This window comes from Wolbachia endosymbiont of Nilaparvata lugens, from assembly GCF_007115045.1.
In the GTDB taxonomy this organism is placed as follows: Bacteria; Pseudomonadota; Alphaproteobacteria; order Rickettsiales; family Anaplasmataceae; genus Wolbachia.
The window spans coordinates 637,010-652,963 of record NZ_MUIY01000001.1 but is presented as its reverse complement, the minus strand read 5'-3'; the positions used below and the strand labels follow the sequence as shown (position 1 = coordinate 652,963).

11 protein-coding genes and 4 pseudogenes are annotated in these 15,954 nt (G+C 33.1%); 8 read left to right on the top strand and 7 right to left on the bottom strand.

Translation table 11 applies throughout. The annotated features are described in order from the left end of the window. Positions 1-119 precede the first annotated feature (119 nt). From BWZ41_RS03360 to BWZ41_RS03350, 3 genes are all read right to left on the bottom strand, one after another. Positions 120-482, bottom strand: coding sequence for a helix-turn-helix domain-containing protein (locus BWZ41_RS03360; RefSeq protein ID WP_143689035.1), 363 nt, complete (start codon positions 480-482; stop codon positions 120-122). 1 nt (position 483) lies between these two features. Continuing rightward, a complete protein-coding gene (locus BWZ41_RS03355) occupies positions 484-819 on the bottom strand; it encodes a helix-turn-helix domain-containing protein (RefSeq protein ID WP_143689034.1) in 336 nt (111 codons plus the stop codon). 104 nt (positions 820-923) lie between these two features. Then, entirely contained in the window at positions 924-1,583 is a 660-nt protein-coding gene (locus BWZ41_RS03350) for a JAB domain-containing protein (RefSeq protein ID WP_143689033.1), read from the bottom strand. 112 nt (positions 1,584-1,695) lie between these two features. Here BWZ41_RS03350 and BWZ41_RS03345 point away from each other — a divergent pair. The 6 genes and pseudogenes from BWZ41_RS03345 to BWZ41_RS03320 form a co-directional block, all read left to right on the top strand. Next, positions 1,696-4,349: pseudogene (locus BWZ41_RS03345) on the top strand (efflux RND transporter permease subunit). An 88-nt stretch (positions 4,350-4,437) separates the two neighbouring features. Then, positions 4,438-5,991, top strand: coding sequence for a transcription termination factor NusA (nusA, locus tag BWZ41_RS03340; protein ID WP_143689390.1), 1,554 nt, complete (start codon positions 4,438-4,440; stop codon positions 5,989-5,991). 7 nt (positions 5,992-5,998) lie between these two features. Further along, the gene (infB, locus tag BWZ41_RS03335) at positions 5,999-8,320 is read left to right on the top strand and encodes a translation initiation factor IF-2 (protein WP_143689389.1); all 2,322 of its coding nucleotides are present in this window, start codon (positions 5,999-6,001) and stop codon (positions 8,318-8,320) included. A 9-nt stretch (positions 8,321-8,329) separates the two neighbouring features. Then, positions 8,330-8,680 carry a ribosome-binding factor A gene (locus BWZ41_RS03330; protein ID WP_143689388.1) on the top strand — a complete coding sequence of 117 codons (351 nt, stop codon included), beginning with the start codon at positions 8,330-8,332 and terminating at the stop codon, positions 8,678-8,680. A 3-nt stretch (positions 8,681-8,683) separates the two neighbouring features. Next, the gene (ubiA, locus tag BWZ41_RS03325; protein WP_143689387.1) at positions 8,684-9,571 is read left to right on the top strand and encodes a 4-hydroxybenzoate octaprenyltransferase; all 888 of its coding nucleotides are present in this window, start codon (positions 8,684-8,686) and stop codon (positions 9,569-9,571) included. A gap of 564 nt (positions 9,572-10,135) precedes the next feature. Next, positions 10,136-10,231 (top strand): annotated as a pseudogene (locus BWZ41_RS03320) (Rpn family recombination-promoting nuclease/putative transposase); the annotation flags it as partial. Here BWZ41_RS03320 and BWZ41_RS03315 read toward each other — a convergent pair. Both BWZ41_RS03315 and BWZ41_RS07665 read right to left on the bottom strand, forming a co-directional pair. Further along, positions 10,220-11,917, bottom strand: a complete 1,698-nt coding sequence (locus tag BWZ41_RS03315; protein ID WP_143689386.1) for an ankyrin repeat domain-containing protein — start codon at positions 11,915-11,917, stop codon at positions 10,220-10,222. The pseudogene BWZ41_RS03320 and the gene BWZ41_RS03315 overlap by 12 nt on opposite strands. Positions 11,918-12,235: 318 nt before the next feature. Beyond that, positions 12,236-12,448 carry a hypothetical protein gene (locus tag BWZ41_RS07665; protein WP_206663877.1) on the bottom strand — a complete coding sequence of 71 codons (213 nt, stop codon included), beginning with the start codon at positions 12,446-12,448 and terminating at the stop codon, positions 12,236-12,238. A 48-nt stretch (positions 12,449-12,496) separates the two neighbouring features. Between BWZ41_RS07665 and BWZ41_RS03310 the strand changes: the two are divergent. Beyond that, positions 12,497-13,179: pseudogene (locus tag BWZ41_RS03310) on the top strand (IS6 family transposase). 41 nt (positions 13,180-13,220) lie between these two features. Here the strand turns inward: BWZ41_RS03310 and BWZ41_RS03305 are convergent. Beyond that, positions 13,221-13,814, bottom strand: a complete 594-nt coding sequence (locus tag BWZ41_RS03305; protein ID WP_143689385.1) for a hypothetical protein — start codon at positions 13,812-13,814, stop codon at positions 13,221-13,223. A gap of 364 nt (positions 13,815-14,178) precedes the next feature. Further along, positions 14,179-15,099 (bottom strand): Rpn family recombination-promoting nuclease/putative transposase, encoded by a 921-nt coding sequence (locus BWZ41_RS03300; RefSeq protein WP_143689384.1) that lies wholly within the window; start codon positions 15,097-15,099, stop codon positions 14,179-14,181. A gap of 129 nt (positions 15,100-15,228) precedes the next feature. On the opposite strand from BWZ41_RS03300, the pseudogene wmk reads away from it, so the two are divergent. Continuing rightward, positions 15,229-15,949: pseudogene (gene wmk, locus BWZ41_RS03295) on the top strand (WO male-killing family protein Wmk); the annotation flags it as partial. Between the last annotated feature and the right edge of the window lie 5 nt (positions 15,950-15,954).

Here is a 15,954-nt window from a genome sequence, read left to right as displayed (position 1 = left end):
ATAGCCTTAGCTATTGCGAAGTAAAGTAGTTTTTAAAATTCAATCAAGTTTACCGTAAATAATTTACTTTAACCAATAATTTTCTTGTAAAGGTGAGTTGGAAATACATTTAGGCATTATTACTTATTGGCAAGCGCTTTTATTACTGAATGAACTATGTTACACAATATTTCATCTTTAATTTTTCTATATTCTCTTACTAATCTCGATATTTCTTTGCTGCCCACATCGCTACGGAAGGCCTTATCATGCAAGTCTTCAAAGGCTTTGGTGAAAAAATATGACATATCAACGGACAAAGCTTCTGCCAAATTATACAGCCTATCAACTATAAGCCTTACCTCTCCAGTTTCATATCCTTGTATATGCTGAAATGAAATTCCAAGCTTTTTTCCTAAGTCCCTTTGGCTCAAACCACACATTAGCCTTCTTTTCCTTATTCTTTCACCTATTTGCTTATCGATAGGATGTTGTATGGTCATTTTACGTATCAGATAATATACTTTGAGAAAAAGATTTTACCAATATATAAACTACGCTACGTAACCTTTTGCTCTTAATTTCGTTATATCCTTTGACTAGTTTTAGTATTTCTTCATCATAAGCTTCATGTGAGTCAGTATGCATACCAGTAAAGAAATCAGCAACATCAATTGATAGGGCTTTTGCTAAGTCATATAGCCTACTGGCTAAAATGCAATTTGAACCATTTTCGTACCTTTGTATCTGTCTATATGAAACGCCTATTCTTTTTCCTAATTCAGTTTGTGTCAAACCACAGTATAACCTAAGCTCTTTTATTTTTTTGCCTAATTCCACCTTTCATTACTAATTTTAGCTGTTCAAGCTTACATTGAATTTTGTAATTTATGAAGTAGAAAAAAAAGAAGGAGAGCTAGAGAACTCTCCTTCCGGTCTATAGGTTACAATAAACCACTGTCATAAAAACTAAAGTGGCTCTTCTGTGTTACGATTATATGATCTATCAATTTCATTCCTACATTTTCACAGGTTGCAGCTAATGTAAGTGTGTTATCCTCATCCTCCTTTGATGGTTCTATATCTCCACTTGGATGATTATGTGAAATTGCAACAGATGCTGCGTCAATCAGTAACCCCTGCTTTATTATTTCCCTCACATATAGAGGTACTCTGTCTATAGTTCCACAATCTTGAATATACTCATATATTAAATGACCACTTCGATCTAAGTATACCACTCGTAAGCTTTCCTTTCGTGACTGACCTATTGCTGCTTTAAAGTATTTTAATAGCTCTTCTCTATTATCAAGAATCGACAGCTTTTTTAACTTACCTTTCAATATCCTATCGAAAATCTCTTTCAGACAAAAGATACTTGCTATTGCTCCATCGTTCATTCCTGTAACATTTTTTAGCTCATGAAAATCAGCATTAATTACCCTTCCTAAACTACTAAAAAGCTCCATTAGCCTTTTGGCGACTTCTCTTCCTTCTGTACACGCGGATAGATTACGTTCCAGTAGCTCATGGTCAAGTAAAGACCTACCCCTACTTGATAGAATACGAGTTTCTAATTTCTCTTTTCTCTCACTATTATTCATAAAAACCTCCAAGATCAACATTATATACAAATTCAGCGCCAGCTTTCTGACGCAGTAGTTCTCGAGGAATAACCCTTTTGAACTCTAAATTTGCAATGTTGTCCTTGTTGCTTTGATTGGTAATTTGCCGGAAAGAACTTTAACTGAAATAGCACGCAAACTAAAGAAAGAAATAGAATCTCTGCCAAATGTTCTTAAAGTTGAAGTAGCAGGTATGCGTAAAGAAACAGTGGAAGTTATAATTGAGCCCACAGTTCTAACAAAATATAACATTCAATCAAATGAGATATTTCAAGCTATATCAAACAACAACAGATTGGTAGGAGCCGGATCACTAGAAAATGATACCGGTAAATATTCGATTAAAATATCAGGGTTATTAAAAGACATAGAAGATATTATGAATATTCCTATTAGATCTCAAAGTGATGCAGTTTTGAGAATCAAAGATATAGCAAAAGTATACCTTGGGTTTGAGGATCACCAAGGATTTGCTCGTATTAATGGACTACCTAGCATTGTACTAGAAATTTCAAAACGTAATGGAAAAAACATAATAGACACGGTAAATCAAGTAAAATACTTAATGGACAAAGCAAAAGATCAATTACCTGAAAATTTAAAAGTAGTTTATTTGAATGACCAGTCAAAAAATGTACGTGATGTGCTTGACGACTTGGAAAATGGTATAATATTTGCCGTATTACTAATATTAACCATAATAATGCTCTTTATGGGAACAAGGGCTGCTATTCTTGTTGCACTATCAATACCTGGCTCCTTTCTAATAGGAATAATGGCTCTTTACCTCATGGGTATTACTCTAAATATAGTTGTGCTCTTCAGTTTAATTATGGCAGTTGGCATGCTGGTTGATGATGCAATTGTAATCAGCGAATATGCTGATAGAAAGATGATTTGTGGCATGGATAAAGTAGAAGCCTTTTGCACCTCAGTTCATGATATGTTCTATCCAGTTTTATCATCAACATTGACTAAATTAGCAGTGTTTTTCCCTCTGTTACTCTGGCCCGATACAGTCGGTAAATTTATGCAGTACATACCAATTACAATAATTCTAACTTTAACTGGATCGCTAATTATGGCTTTGGTTTTTATACCAACACTTGGTGCAATATTTGGTAAACCTTCCATAACTTCAAAAAAAGAAATAATAAGAATGAGTGCTATAGAAAGTGGTGAGATAAAAAATACTGGGCTTATAATAAGAACTTATGTACGTATGTTAGAGAAAGTCTTAGATCACCCCAAAAAATTTGTATGTGTTGTTGTGTTTGTTTTATTTTTGTCTAGTATATTATATTTTACTTTTGGTCCTGGATTAAAGTTCTTTCCGAATGTAGATTCAGATAACATTTTAATCAGCGTTAAAGTAAAAGAAAGCTTATCAGCCAAAGAACGAGATTTGATACTTAAGAAAGTAGAAGAACGTATTTTGGGTGTTGAAAAAGAAATTTATGTTTTTTATGCTCGGTCAGGAAAATTTTCAGACAACGTTATTGCCAAAATTCAATTGGAACTTGTAGATTGGCGCTGCAGGCGCAAAGCCAAGCAAATACTAAATGATATAAGGAGCTGTGTGCAAAACATAAAAGGAGTAATAATTGATGTACAGGAACAAAAGTCAGGACCATCAGCTGACAAGCCAATACAAATTAACTTAAGCGGAAGTGCATCCAACTTGAATTCAGTAGCAGAGAAAATCCTAAAAATTATGGACCAACCTTCATCTGGATTTATAAATATTCAAGATAGTAGATCAGCACCTGAAATAGAGTGGAATATTAGTATTGATAAGAGTAAGGCTACAAGCTCTGGAGTAAGTGTTGCAACCATCGGTGATTTTATAAAGATGGTTACAAATGGAGTATTAATTGCAAAATATAGACCAAATAACGCAGATGAAGAAATTGATATTGTACTACTCTTTCCCAGAAAGAATCGCAACATGAAAACTATAGACAACCTTTTTATTAATACAGCAAATGGACCATATTCTATGAGTAGCATAGTGAAATACGTTCCCGAAAAAAAGGCAAATAAACTAAGTAGGATTGATGGATCACGCACAGTAACAATCTCTGCTGACGTTGATACTGGCTATCTTGTTGATGAAAGAGTTAAGTTCATTCAAAATTCGATTACTCAAGACTGTAGTAAAGGAGTAAAGATTGATTTCAAAGGTGACAAGGAAGATCAACAAAAATCAGGAGCATTTTTATTAAAGGCTTTTATATTAGCAATTACATTGATGATATTGGTGCTAGTGGCACAGTTTAACAACATATACTATACATTTATCGTAATGACAGCAGTGTTTTTATCAACAACATGTGTATTTTTCATTTTCTTTCTTATTCAGAAAGTTTTTGTAGTTGTCATGTGTGGAGTGGGGATAATTGCTTTAGCAGGAATTATAGTGAATAATAATATACTATTGCTTGATGCCTTTCATCAGCAAATTAAGGTGCGCAAAATAACATTAAGCAATGTATAATAAACGCTTCAATTTCTCGCATCAGGCCAATACTACTTACCGTTGCAACTACAGTTCTTGGTTTAATACCGATGATTACTAGGTTAAATATCAGTTTTTTTACGCTACAAATCACATATGATGCTCCATCAAGCCAGTGGTGGGTTGATATTTCAGCAACCATAGCAAGTGGAATATTGACTGCAACGGTCTTAACTTTATTCTTTACTCCAACATTGCTTATCATACAAAGACATGAAAAAACTTGACTTAAATTAGCAATCATTTAACATTTAAGATAGCGTTTTTTTACCTGTTGAAGCTATAATTATAACTAATTAAATTGGATTTATTTATATGATTGCTAATCGTAAAAGCAGTGTTAAGCAGAAAAGCAACAAGAATAACATAGTTGGAAGCCTTGATGTAATAAAAACAGCGGGAGAGCTCTCACTTCAAAAAGGTTTGGATTTTAATATTATAATAAATGCACTTAAAAGTGCTATCGAAGCAGTAGCTCAACAAAAGTATGGTAGCAAAAGTAAAATTGTAGTTAATATAGATACAAACACAGGCAAAGTTACCTCATATAGACAACTAAAAGTCATTCATGATGAATCAAATGAAAATGAGTGTGACTTAATTAAGTTGACACAAGCTAAGTTAATAAAAGAAGATGCAAAAGTTGGAGATACTATTAGTGAGTTGATTTCTCTTAACACTGATCTTGTTTCAGCAAGAATTGCCCAGCAAAAGATTTCTGAAATAATCAAAGATGAAGAGTTAAAAAAGCAATATGAGGAATTTAAAGATAAGGTAGGAGAAATGAGGTATGGCATCGTTAAACAAGTAGAATATTCAGATCTTATTATAGACATAAACGGAATTGGAGCATACCTCCCTTTACGAAACTTAATTGGTGGTGAGTCATTTCGTGAAGGCGATAAGGTTAAAGCTTACATACAGGCTGTTAAGCGCTCTGACGATGGACGTCAAATCATTCTTTCTAGGGCTCATGAAGGCTTTTTAGAGGCATTGTTGAATCAAGAAGTACCAGAAGTTGCTGACGGATTGATAACAATTAAGGGTATAGCTAGAGACGCTGGTTCAAGATCTAAAGTTGCTGTTTTTTCATCTGATAAGAATATCGATCCAGTAGGTGCTTGCGTTGGAGTTAAAGGAGATAGAATAAAAACTATTATACACGAATTAAACGGTGAAAAAATCGACGTCATACATTACTCATCAGATTTGGGTCAATTTGTTATTAAAGCCATTACTCCTGCAGAAGTATCAAAGGTCATTATTGACGAAAATGAAAATTGTATAGAGTTAATAGTTGCTGAAGATCAATTGAGTTTAGCTATAGGAAAAAAGGGTCAGAATGTAAGATTAGCTTCAGAGCTTGTTGGATGGAAAATTGAGATATTAAGCACTCAACAAGAATCAGAAAGAAGAAATAAAGAATTTAGTCAATGTTCAGTTTTATTTGCTGAAGCTTTAAATTTAGAAGAGATTATGGGCCAATTATTGGTAACAGAAGGTTTTTCAAGTGTAGAAGATATATCTAACACTTCAATTAAGGAACTTGCTTCAATAGAGGGCTTCAATGAAGATATTGCAAATGAGCTTCATAATAGAGCAAACAATTACCTGAGAGCAGAGAATGATAGAAAAATAGAAGAGCTAAAAAATTTAGGTATGGAAGACGATGTAATCAACTTAGCCTTATCAATAGATAATAAAATTGCTCTTAGTAAACATAATATTAAAACTTTAGAGGACATAGCAGATTTATCAAATTATGAGTTTTATAGCATACTCTCTTCCTCAACTAATAATAAAAATAATCTAAAAGATACAGCAGATTTAATAATCATAGAAGCACGTAAAAAGCTTGGATTAATATAAAAACAATATGAATAATGAAGATATCAGTAATAAAAAATTAACCCTACAAGGCTTAAGCAAGCTTAAATTAGACATTAATTTAAACTCTTTAGATAGTCAAAGTACTGGTACTACAATAGTAAAAAAAAGAAGAAAAATTCATTCTGCAGAAGAATATAGTTTATTTGACGAGAGTAAATCAGGCTCTTTAACTGAAAAAGAACAAATTTCCCGCATTAATGCTGTACAGAATGCTACTTTGCTGAAAGAAAGGAATCAGAGAGAACAAGAAGAGAAAATAAAAAAAGAAGAAAGCAATCAAGAAGCTAAAGATAAAAATGAATCACACTCTGTACCTAAAGAAATAAATAAGGAAGTTTTAAGTAATACTAACTCAGTTGAACAAAAAGAAGATAGTATTGAATATGAGAACAATGATAAAAAGTCTTTTAAAGCTAGCAAAGATATATACTCTAAGCATTCTAAGCTAGTAATTACACAGGCAATAGATGAAAGAAATGAACACCTCTCTGTATTTAAGCAAAAATTTGGTATAAGAAGTAAACAATCAAAATTTACTAAGGGTAAAAATATAGCAAGAGAAGTTATTATACCAGACAAAATAACTATCAGGGAGTTATCTATTCGTATGGCAGAAGATAGCAAGAGTGTGCTAAAAATGCTCAAAGAAGAAGTTGGGGAGAGCTATAGAGTAGATGATCTAGTAGATCCAGATATAGCATGCGAAATAGCAAAAAAATTTAATCATACGGCTAAACGAGTAAGTGATGCTGATAAAGAAAAGAATTTACTCTTCATAAGCAACAGAGAAAACTTACCTAAAAGACCAAAACCACCTATCGTTACTTTTATGGGACATGTGGATCATGGTAAAACATCATTGCTCGATGCATTTCGTGAATCTAATGTTGCAGAAAGAGAGTCAGGTGGAATCACTCAACATATAGGTGCTTATCAATTAACGACAAAAAATAAGCAAAAAATTACTTTCATTGATACACCAGGGCATGAGGCGTTTACTGCAATGCGTGCACGTGGTGCCAATATTACTAATATAGTTGTGATAGTAGTTGCAGCTGATGATGGAATCATGAAACAAACAGTTGAAGCAATAAACCATGCAAAAGCAGCAAATGTCTCTATTATAGTTGCCATTAATAAAATTGATAAATCACAACCTGGCGATGTAGAAAGAATAATTAATAGTTTGCCTCAGTATGACCTCATCCCCGAAGAACTTGGTGGTGATGTTATAATTGTGCCAGTATCAGCAAAAAAGAAAATCAACTTAGATAAACTAGAAGAGGCAATTTTATTAATTGCTGAATTAATGACGCTAGAAGGAATAGAGGATTGTCGAGCACTTGGATGGGTGATAGAGTCGAAAATAGATAAAGCTAAAGGAATATCAGCTACATTAATAGTTGAAGAAGGAACATTAAAGATTGGTGACATATTGATAGTTGGTACAACATACAGCAAAGTACGCAGTATGATTAATCACCTTGGTCAAAGAGAAAAAGCGGCACTACCTTCTACTCCAGTTGAAGTTACTGGTTTAAATGGTGTACCAAATGCTGGAGATAAATTTGTTGTTGTAAACTCTGAAAGGCAGGCTCGTGAAATTGTTGAATACAGGTTAGAATTAATCAAGAAAAAGAAAGAAGATTTAGACGACAATAATTTAGATATATTCAATCGTAATGATAGTGAAACAGAAGAACTATCTGTAGTTTTAAAGTGCGATGTTACTGGTTCTATTGAAGCAATATCAAGCTCAATTGATAAGCTTGGTAAAGATCAAGTGAAATTAAATATTCTACACAAAGCAGTAGGAGGAGTAACAGATTCAGATGTGCTGCTTGCAGAAGCATCAAGCGCAGTAATTTTAGCTTTTAATGTAAAAGTGGATTCAAAAATAAGAGAATTAGCAAAACAAAAAGGTATAGAAATACATACTTACAATATAATATATGAGCTTATTGAAGACATGAGGATGTATCTAACTAGAATGTTAAAGCCTGTTACACGAGAGGTTCGTGTTGGTTCTGCATCTGTAAGACAAATATTTAATGCATCCAAAGCCGGTAATATAATCGGATGTTATGTCACTGATGGAGTTATAAAAAAAGATTCTTTAATTAAGGTAGTACGTGGCAGCAAATTGGTGCATGAAGGAAAGTTAAAAGCACTACGTAGATTTAAAGATGATGTTAAAGAAGTGGGTGTAAATTTTGAATGCGGAATATCGCTAGAGGGTAATATCGATATTAAAGTTGGAGACACTTTGGAAGCTTATCAATTAGTGCAAGAAGAAAGGGTATTATAGTAGCTGAATATGAAAAAGGAAATTAGAAACCTAAAAGTAGCATCGGTATTACACAGGGCAATATCAAAAGTCTTAATGGAAGGTAATGTTCTTAATGAAAAAGTAGTAGTATCTGATGTAAAGCTAAGCAAAGATTTGAAGAAAGCAGATGTATATATTGTGTTATCTTCATTAAACATCCAAAATGATAATGATGATATCAGCACTGTTGTTAATGAAATGAACCAATCTGCATGGTCAATACGTAAATCTATATTGTGTTATGTTGATTTGCGATTTATACCTGAGTTAGTTTTTAAGCCTGATTTAGCATTCGATAATTTTGTCAATGTAAGCAAAATATTACATAGTCACACTTAATTAATGTATTTCAACCATTATTTTTCATTAATGAGAATACACAGTTTAACAGGTTTATGGCTTGCGCTATTTCCTAGCTTAAGCAGCATTCTTTTAGCCTCAACTTCTCTATCGTATCAAGCTCTTTTTCTCCTTGTTTTGTTTACTATAGGTGCATTTTTAATGAGACCCGCAGGGTGCATAATCAATGATATCTTCGATAGAGAAATAGATGCGCACGTTGAACGAACAAAATATAGGCCACTTGCAAGTGGTGCATTAAACATAAAGCAGGCTTTGGCTTTACTTTCACTGTTACTATCTATTGCCCTGGTAATCTTATTATTAACCAATAAAACTACTCTTATACTTGGAATAATTTCAATGTGCATGATAGTTATCTACCCCTTGCTAAAGCGTTACGTTTGGTGGCCACAATTGTTTTTAGGGTTTACTTTCAACATGGGATCACTCATGGGTTCAGCAGCAATAACAAACCAGATTAGCATAGAATCCTTGCTATTTTATATAGGATGCGTCTTTTGGACGCTTAGTTATGATACTATATACGCTCATCAAGATAAAAAAGATGATGAAAAATTAGGAATGAAATCTACTGCATTATATTTTGGCAATACAACAAAATCTTGGTTGAAAAGATTTTACTTAATATCCTTAATGGCATGGTTGTATGCTGGTATACTATCATCATTAAATAACATCTTTTATATTGCTTTACTTGCTATAGGATTCATATTTTACCACCAACACAAAAATTTCAATCCAGACGATTCTAATCAATGCATGTCCATATTTAAAAATAATTCCCAGATAGGACTCTTGCTCTTTTTCGGTATCCTTTTAGATAGAATTATAAATTCTACTTTTGTATCCGTTCAGATGCATGGCTAATGTGTAAATATCGAAGCAAAAATGGTGTCATTCCAGTGCTTGATACTGGAATTGATATTGCAAGTAATGCATTGGGTTTGGTGAGTATGGATTTTGCGTTATAAAATGAAGCACTTTTGATGAATTTATAAAGAAAACTGGATCCCAATGTCAAGTACTGGGATGACAGAGAAAGCATCATATTGGGATGACACCATTTATTTCTATGGCTGTCTTTTCTATCTTATTTTATCACCCTGCTGAACGGATTCTACTTTTTAGAACATATCTTGAAAGGAATTTAGGAAGATAATATGATAGGATCAGTAAAAAATATATCCAGGTGATGTAGAAGATAATATGATAGGATCAGTAAAAAATATATCCAGGTGATGTAAGTGACAAAGAATGGAAATTTTTTGAGCCAAGAGTTGCATAAGGTGTGGCCAAGAAAGCATAAAATCAGAACGATTATTCATGCTATACGATACATAATGAGAGGTATTTGCCAGCAGAGCAAAAGATTTTCCTCTATGGAAGACAGTGTATGATTATTTTTTTAGGTGGCGTAATAGTCACACATTGCTTGAAGTCATCAAAATAAAGGCCGGTGTACCCATTGATGTTATCGCTGAAATCACTGGCCTCTCTCTCGACGAAATCAAAAAGTTAAGGAATTAAATTATATCCTCTCTTAGCCTGAGTCAAATGACCTTGAACTGAAGCATTACTTAAATAACTTTGAGGCTCTAAACTCATTTGTTTTGCACCATCAACTTCTAATCTATCATCTCCGTTGTGTAACATCTGTTGCATTGGTTGATCTAGCACAACATTTAGCCTTCTATTAAACTCTATCATAAACTTGTCAAACTTTTTCGGACTTAATTTACCAGGATATACCGCTTCTCTACCAGGACATGCCCTCTCTACATATGAGTTTAAAAATCCTGAAATCTCATTAAACTTACCACCCGTGATTTTTGCAGTAACCTCTTTCTGCATTTCTACACAATCAATATTTAACCGATGCATTGATACCCCACTTTTTAATGCAGCTTGTTCTACTACTTTCTCAAATTCCTCTATAATATTTAATTCATAGCCCTGTGCTTCTAATGGTGATATAGACTGAACTACTGTGGAAATATACTTCTGACCTGTGATTTTCCTTATAAATACATCTAATAAAAGAAGTACACCGTTGTTATCAATACCTTGAACTGTAATAGCTTTAGAAGGTTCCATACTTATAGCTGCCTTAAAAGGAGAAGAAACAAACTGAAAAATACCTTTAATAGTACCTATCGTAGTGTAAGCAAAAATATTGATAAATGAAGATGGCTTACTTGTTCCGCTTGTAACCCCTATTTTATTAGGACCTATCTTATCATTTTGCAACGAATTTTCATCTTCTTGTGTAATACTGCGGCGATTATGGACACGTGTTGATAGGGAGCTGCTTTCTTCTTGTAAATTAAGATGTTGGATGATTTCTTCATTTCTTCTTATTCTTTCTTCTAGAAGGTTTCGTATTTCTAAGCTGTTTTCTTCATTAAGCGTATTTGCCATGGCTAAAGCTCCTCTAGCATCAACATAATCACTTTTATCAAGAATGAGCTTAACTATATTTAAATTACCATAAGCAGCTGCAAAGTGCAAAGATGTCCAACCATCTTTATTTTTAGCGTTAACGTCAGCATGATTACTTATAAGAAATTTAGCTACTTCTAAATGACTGCTTTTAACAGCCCAATGCAAAGGAGTATTGCCATTATTGTTCTTAGCATTAATATCAGCTCCTTCCTCTATAAGCTCTTCTACTATACTTAACCTACCATAACTTGCAGCCCAGTGTAAAGGGATATTACCATATTTGTTTCTTTCATTAACATTAGCTCCTTCCTTTATGAGCTTTTCTAATACATCTAAATGACTATTTTTAGTAGCCAAGTGCAAAGGAGTATCGCCATTACTGGACTTAGCATTAATATCAGCCCCTTTCTCTATAAGCTTTTCTATTACACTTAAGCTACCATAACCTGCAGCATAGTGCAGAGGGACATTGTCATATTTATTCTTCTCATTAACATTAGCCCCTTTCTCTATAAGCTTTTCTACTATATTGACATTCTGATTAAGAGCAGCCCAGTGCAGAGGAGTAGCGCCATGATTATTCTTAGCATTAACATCAGCCCCTCCCTCTATAAGCTTTTCTACTACCTGTAATTTATCTGCAAGAACAGCTAAATGTAGAGGAGTATTGCCTCTATTGTCCCTGGCATTAACATCAGCCCCTTTATTGATAAGATCCGCAACTTGATTGGCATCTCCACTACGTACAGTAGCAAATAATTCATTAATCATTTAACCCTCCATAAAAACAACTCAATTTCAAAGTAAGAAAAAAATCTTTTTCTGAATAAAACAGCTACCTCATAATATAAAGAAAAATATTTTCACTATCATATTTATTGTACATAAAAAATTAATAGCTCAATATACTTCTCATAAAATACTCCATCTCTAAAACTTGTCAATCCCTATTTAGAAGTTTTTTTGATAATCTTTAATGAAAGTTCTTAACGAATGAATACTGACTTAATAGTATATATTACTAATAACTTAGACAACACAATCACTTCCGCACCCAAAACCACTATTGTGTTATCTAAGTGGAGAAAGTCACCTCTCCCCACTCGACTTCAAAACCGAACTTGATAGTTTCCCATCATCCGGCTTCTCTCTAATTTGGTGCTTTTCATGCATACTTCCATGTAATTGATCGTGGCAGTGCTTATGAAGCAAGGATAGATTTTTCATATTGTTATTGCGTCTATTCCGATCTTGATGATGTACATGGGTTCTGTCGCATCTATAGAGCGAAGTCAGTTTCATTTGTAGGAAAATAGAAAGAGTAATATAATCATCTTTAAAAAAGCAAAGATGTTGCGTATTAGTCCAAAATTATTGCCCTATTTCAAAGGATTTAGCTTTTCAGCAGATGTTATCAGTATACATGAAGTGTCGATTTTCTTTGAGCTATCGAGATTTGGAAGAAATGATGAGTATAAGAGGAGCGAAAATTGATCATGCTACGCTACAAAGGTGGATTTGTGCCACTGATAGATGAAGAGGTGAGGAAAAGGAAGAAGCAGGTTGGCAGTAGCTGGAGAATGGACGAGACCTACATAAAATTAAACGGTAAATGGGTTTATCTATACAGAGCACTAGATAGTCTCGGCAATACTGTAGACTTTCTGCTGTGTACTCGTAGAGACAAGTCTGCAGCACTTGCATTCTTTCGTAAAGCCTTTAGAAGGAATAATCTTCCTGAGAAAGTAGTAATTGATAAAAGCGGCAGTAATATTGCTGCTCTTGATGACTTGAATACGGAAATTCCTGAACCTTATAGAATCACGGTTTTTCAAGTAAGATATCTAAATAATATTGTTGATAGATTTATCAAAAAATTAATAAAACTAATGCTTGGGTTTAAAAGCTTCCATTCTGCAAAGATCACCATCACAGGCATAGAAAATATTCGTATGATTAAAAAAAGACAAATTATTAAAGCTAATGATAATGGTTCTACTTTTGAAAATTTTGCTATGTTAATGGCTCTATAACTCTCATAATTCCAGTTTTTACAATCTTCTTGTACTACAATTTATAGATGCGACAGAACCAGTGCAAGGCATTCGCTATCATCTTCGTATGTTTCCATAATTCCAATATTACCTGTATTATTAATATCACGATCACGTAATATTATTCCTGCTGCTAATATTTTATTATAGCCTTTAACATTTCTAAGTTCCCCTTTTAATTCTTCTTCATCTTTAGGTTCTACCATATCGATAAGTGTCTCATATGTTAAGAATGAAAGTAAAAATTTTGATCCAAGGTAGATTCTATCTTTTTTGCCTTTTTGCGTTATAATGGAAATTTTTGGTGATCTATTATAGAGAAGTAATCGTTGCACATCACCAGCTATGTATTCTCTTATAAGTTCAGCAATGTCATTATCATAACAGTCTTTATCTCCATTATAGAATGATTTTATACAAAATTTTCCTACTGTGCCGTTATTATATCTATACTGAGCAATGTAACCTCTGGTAAAACCTGATACCTTTTTTTCAATTTCTGGAAATTTTGTAATATCATTAGGAATCATATCTTCAAAATGACTTAGCAAATTCTGTTGCACTCTCTTGAAATTAGTGTCTAGAATACTTTGCTCATTAGCATTTTTGCCCATGATAAATATATTCAATAATTTAATTATATCATACAAATGTTAATTTATATTAAAAATAATATTTAATAAGTAAATTATTTAATACTTAAAAGTGAAGTACAGTAATAAAATGATAAGTATGGCAGCTAGGGAATATCTTGGTAACTTGAAAAATAGCAAGAATGTGGAAGAGATAGTACAAACAACAAAAGTATAACTCTTTTTACAATAATCCGAAAAGAACAATAAATTTTATACTTGCTGCTGTTTCCTTTGTTAACATTAGCTAGTCAGAAAGTCAGTTACCAGGGAAGGCAGATTATAAACCTAGAACCTATTTAAATTATCTAATAGTGGATAACCAATTACAAAGATCACTGTAATTTCAGGATATTTCTTTTTTGAGCTGTACAATTTCAGCTTGAGGAAGATCTGTAGTTTGAGAGATGATATCAATGGAAACACCAGCCCTAAGTAGGTTTTTTGCGACTTCAACTTTTTCTTCTTTTCTTCCTTCCTCCCTACCTTTTTCACGGCCAATTTGGATGCCTTCTTGTCTACCTTCTAGTTTAGCATCATCGAGTTTTTGTTCCAAGATAGCAGCTTCTTTCTGTAAATCCATTACTCTTTCTTCATATGCTAATAAGTCCTTCTCATTCCAATGAAATTTATCTAACTCATCATATGCTAACTTTATTATTGGTGATTTTTCTGCTATTTTCCTTAAATCTTCATCAGTTGTTTCTTCTGCATATTTAAAGAAAAATAGCCAACGATCTACTACATTTTCTAGCTGCTCTTCTCTACTTTTGGGAAACTTTGGTAACTCAATGAAGATAAATTGAAAATCTTTCAAATCATGCTCATTAGTTTTTTCATCTCTTATGGTATGGCTAGATATATAATCAAGCTTATCAGGAAATAAATTACAATTAGAAATAGCAATAAAGAAAACCTTCTTTAAATCAATGTACTTACCACCTTTATCAGCCTGCCTCGAGTAAGCCTTAGCAGCGTAAAGTTGAGCGCGTTTTTCAAATCCTTTATCACGAGCGAGTTGCATTTCCGCAATATATCTATTTCCATATGAATCCTTACAAAGAACATCAACAATGCTTTGTTTATCAGAAGCAATCTCAGGATTCATAATGGTGCTGAGAAACTCAACATCTTGAATAACGTTGATTCCAGTAAAGCCTAAGATATCGTTTAGAAAGTGAATAAGGATATTCTTATTTTTTTCAGTACCGAAGATTTTCTTAAATGTTAAATCAAGCTTAGGATCTAAAAATTTTGAAAGAGCCATGACGAATTAACCTAGAAAGCATTAATAATTATACACAATTGTGAAGAAATATTCAACTAAAATTCAAACATAGAAAGAAGCATCCCTTTTTTATATCTTTATTTGGTAGTATTAACCTGTATAATATTTATGGCAAACATCTCAATAAGGTATCAGATAGCACAAAAAGTAAGGAGCTGGAGGTTAAAGCGAGGTTATACTCAAAAAGATTTAGCGGGAAAAATCGGCGTAACGTATCAAATAGTACTACAATATGAAAAAGGAACACGAAAAATTTCGATTGAGAAGTTGTACGCTATAGCAGAAGTGTTATCGATTGGTATTATAGATCTCATTCCTGTATCAAATGAAAAAATCTGTCTTGAAGATGAGGGAGAAGAAATATTAAATCTAGTAAGAGAATATAAAAAGATTGGCGGTCAGGAGTTACGTAGAGTGTTTTGTTTACTGACCAAATTGGTTCAAGTTAGTGAGAAAAGTAGTAAAAAAGCAGAGAAAATAAAAATTGCAAAGGGTCTGGTTAAAGCAGGAATTTCTGTTGATGTTGTTTCACAAGCAATTGGCCTCTCTGCTAATGAGTGTGTTGAAGAAAAAACAGGTTCTATCTACTATAAAATAGGAAAAAAGATAAAAGAATGGACGGGAATATACTCAGAAGGATTTGGCTGAGAAAATGGATACAACACGTGATGAAATAAGCAACTATGAGCAAGGACGTGTGGCCATTCCACTGGAAAAATTATATGCAATAGCAGAAACATTATCAATTAGCATTACAGATCTGCTCATAGAGGAAGATGAGATAGTAGAAAGTGAGCTACCTGATTTGATTAAAGAATACAAAGAAATGTAGTA

What these genes read in the sequence shown, in the direction of transcription:
- BWZ41_RS03360 (WP_143689035.1), bottom strand. Translation starts at nt 482, where the DNA reads ATGACCATACAACATCCTATCGATAAGCAAATAGGTGAAAGAATAAGG.
- BWZ41_RS03350 (WP_143689033.1), bottom strand. Translation starts at nt 1,583, where the DNA reads ATGAATAATAGTGAGAGAAAAGAGAAATTAGAAACTCGTATTCTATCA.
- nusA (WP_143689390.1), top strand. Translation starts at nt 4,438, where the DNA reads ATGATTGCTAATCGTAAAAGCAGTGTTAAGCAGAAAAGCAACAAGAAT.
- infB (WP_143689389.1), top strand. Translation starts at nt 5,999, where the DNA reads ATGAATAATGAAGATATCAGTAATAAAAAATTAACCCTACAAGGCTTA.
- BWZ41_RS03330 (WP_143689388.1), top strand. Translation starts at nt 8,330, where the DNA reads ATGAAAAAGGAAATTAGAAACCTAAAAGTAGCATCGGTATTACACAGG.
- ubiA (WP_143689387.1), top strand. Translation starts at nt 8,684, where the DNA reads ATGTATTTCAACCATTATTTTTCATTAATGAGAATACACAGTTTAACA.
- BWZ41_RS03315 (WP_143689386.1), bottom strand. Translation starts at nt 11,917, where the DNA reads ATGATTAATGAATTATTTGCTACTGTACGTAGTGGAGATGCCAATCAA.
- BWZ41_RS07665 (WP_206663877.1), bottom strand. Translation starts at nt 12,448, where the DNA reads ATGAAACTGACTTCGCTCTATAGATGCGACAGAACCCATGTACATCAT.
- BWZ41_RS03305 (WP_143689385.1), bottom strand. Translation starts at nt 13,814, where the DNA reads ATGGGCAAAAATGCTAATGAGCAAAGTATTCTAGACACTAATTTCAAG.
- BWZ41_RS03300 (WP_143689384.1), bottom strand. Translation starts at nt 15,099, where the DNA reads ATGGCTCTTTCAAAATTTTTAGATCCTAAGCTTGATTTAACATTTAAG.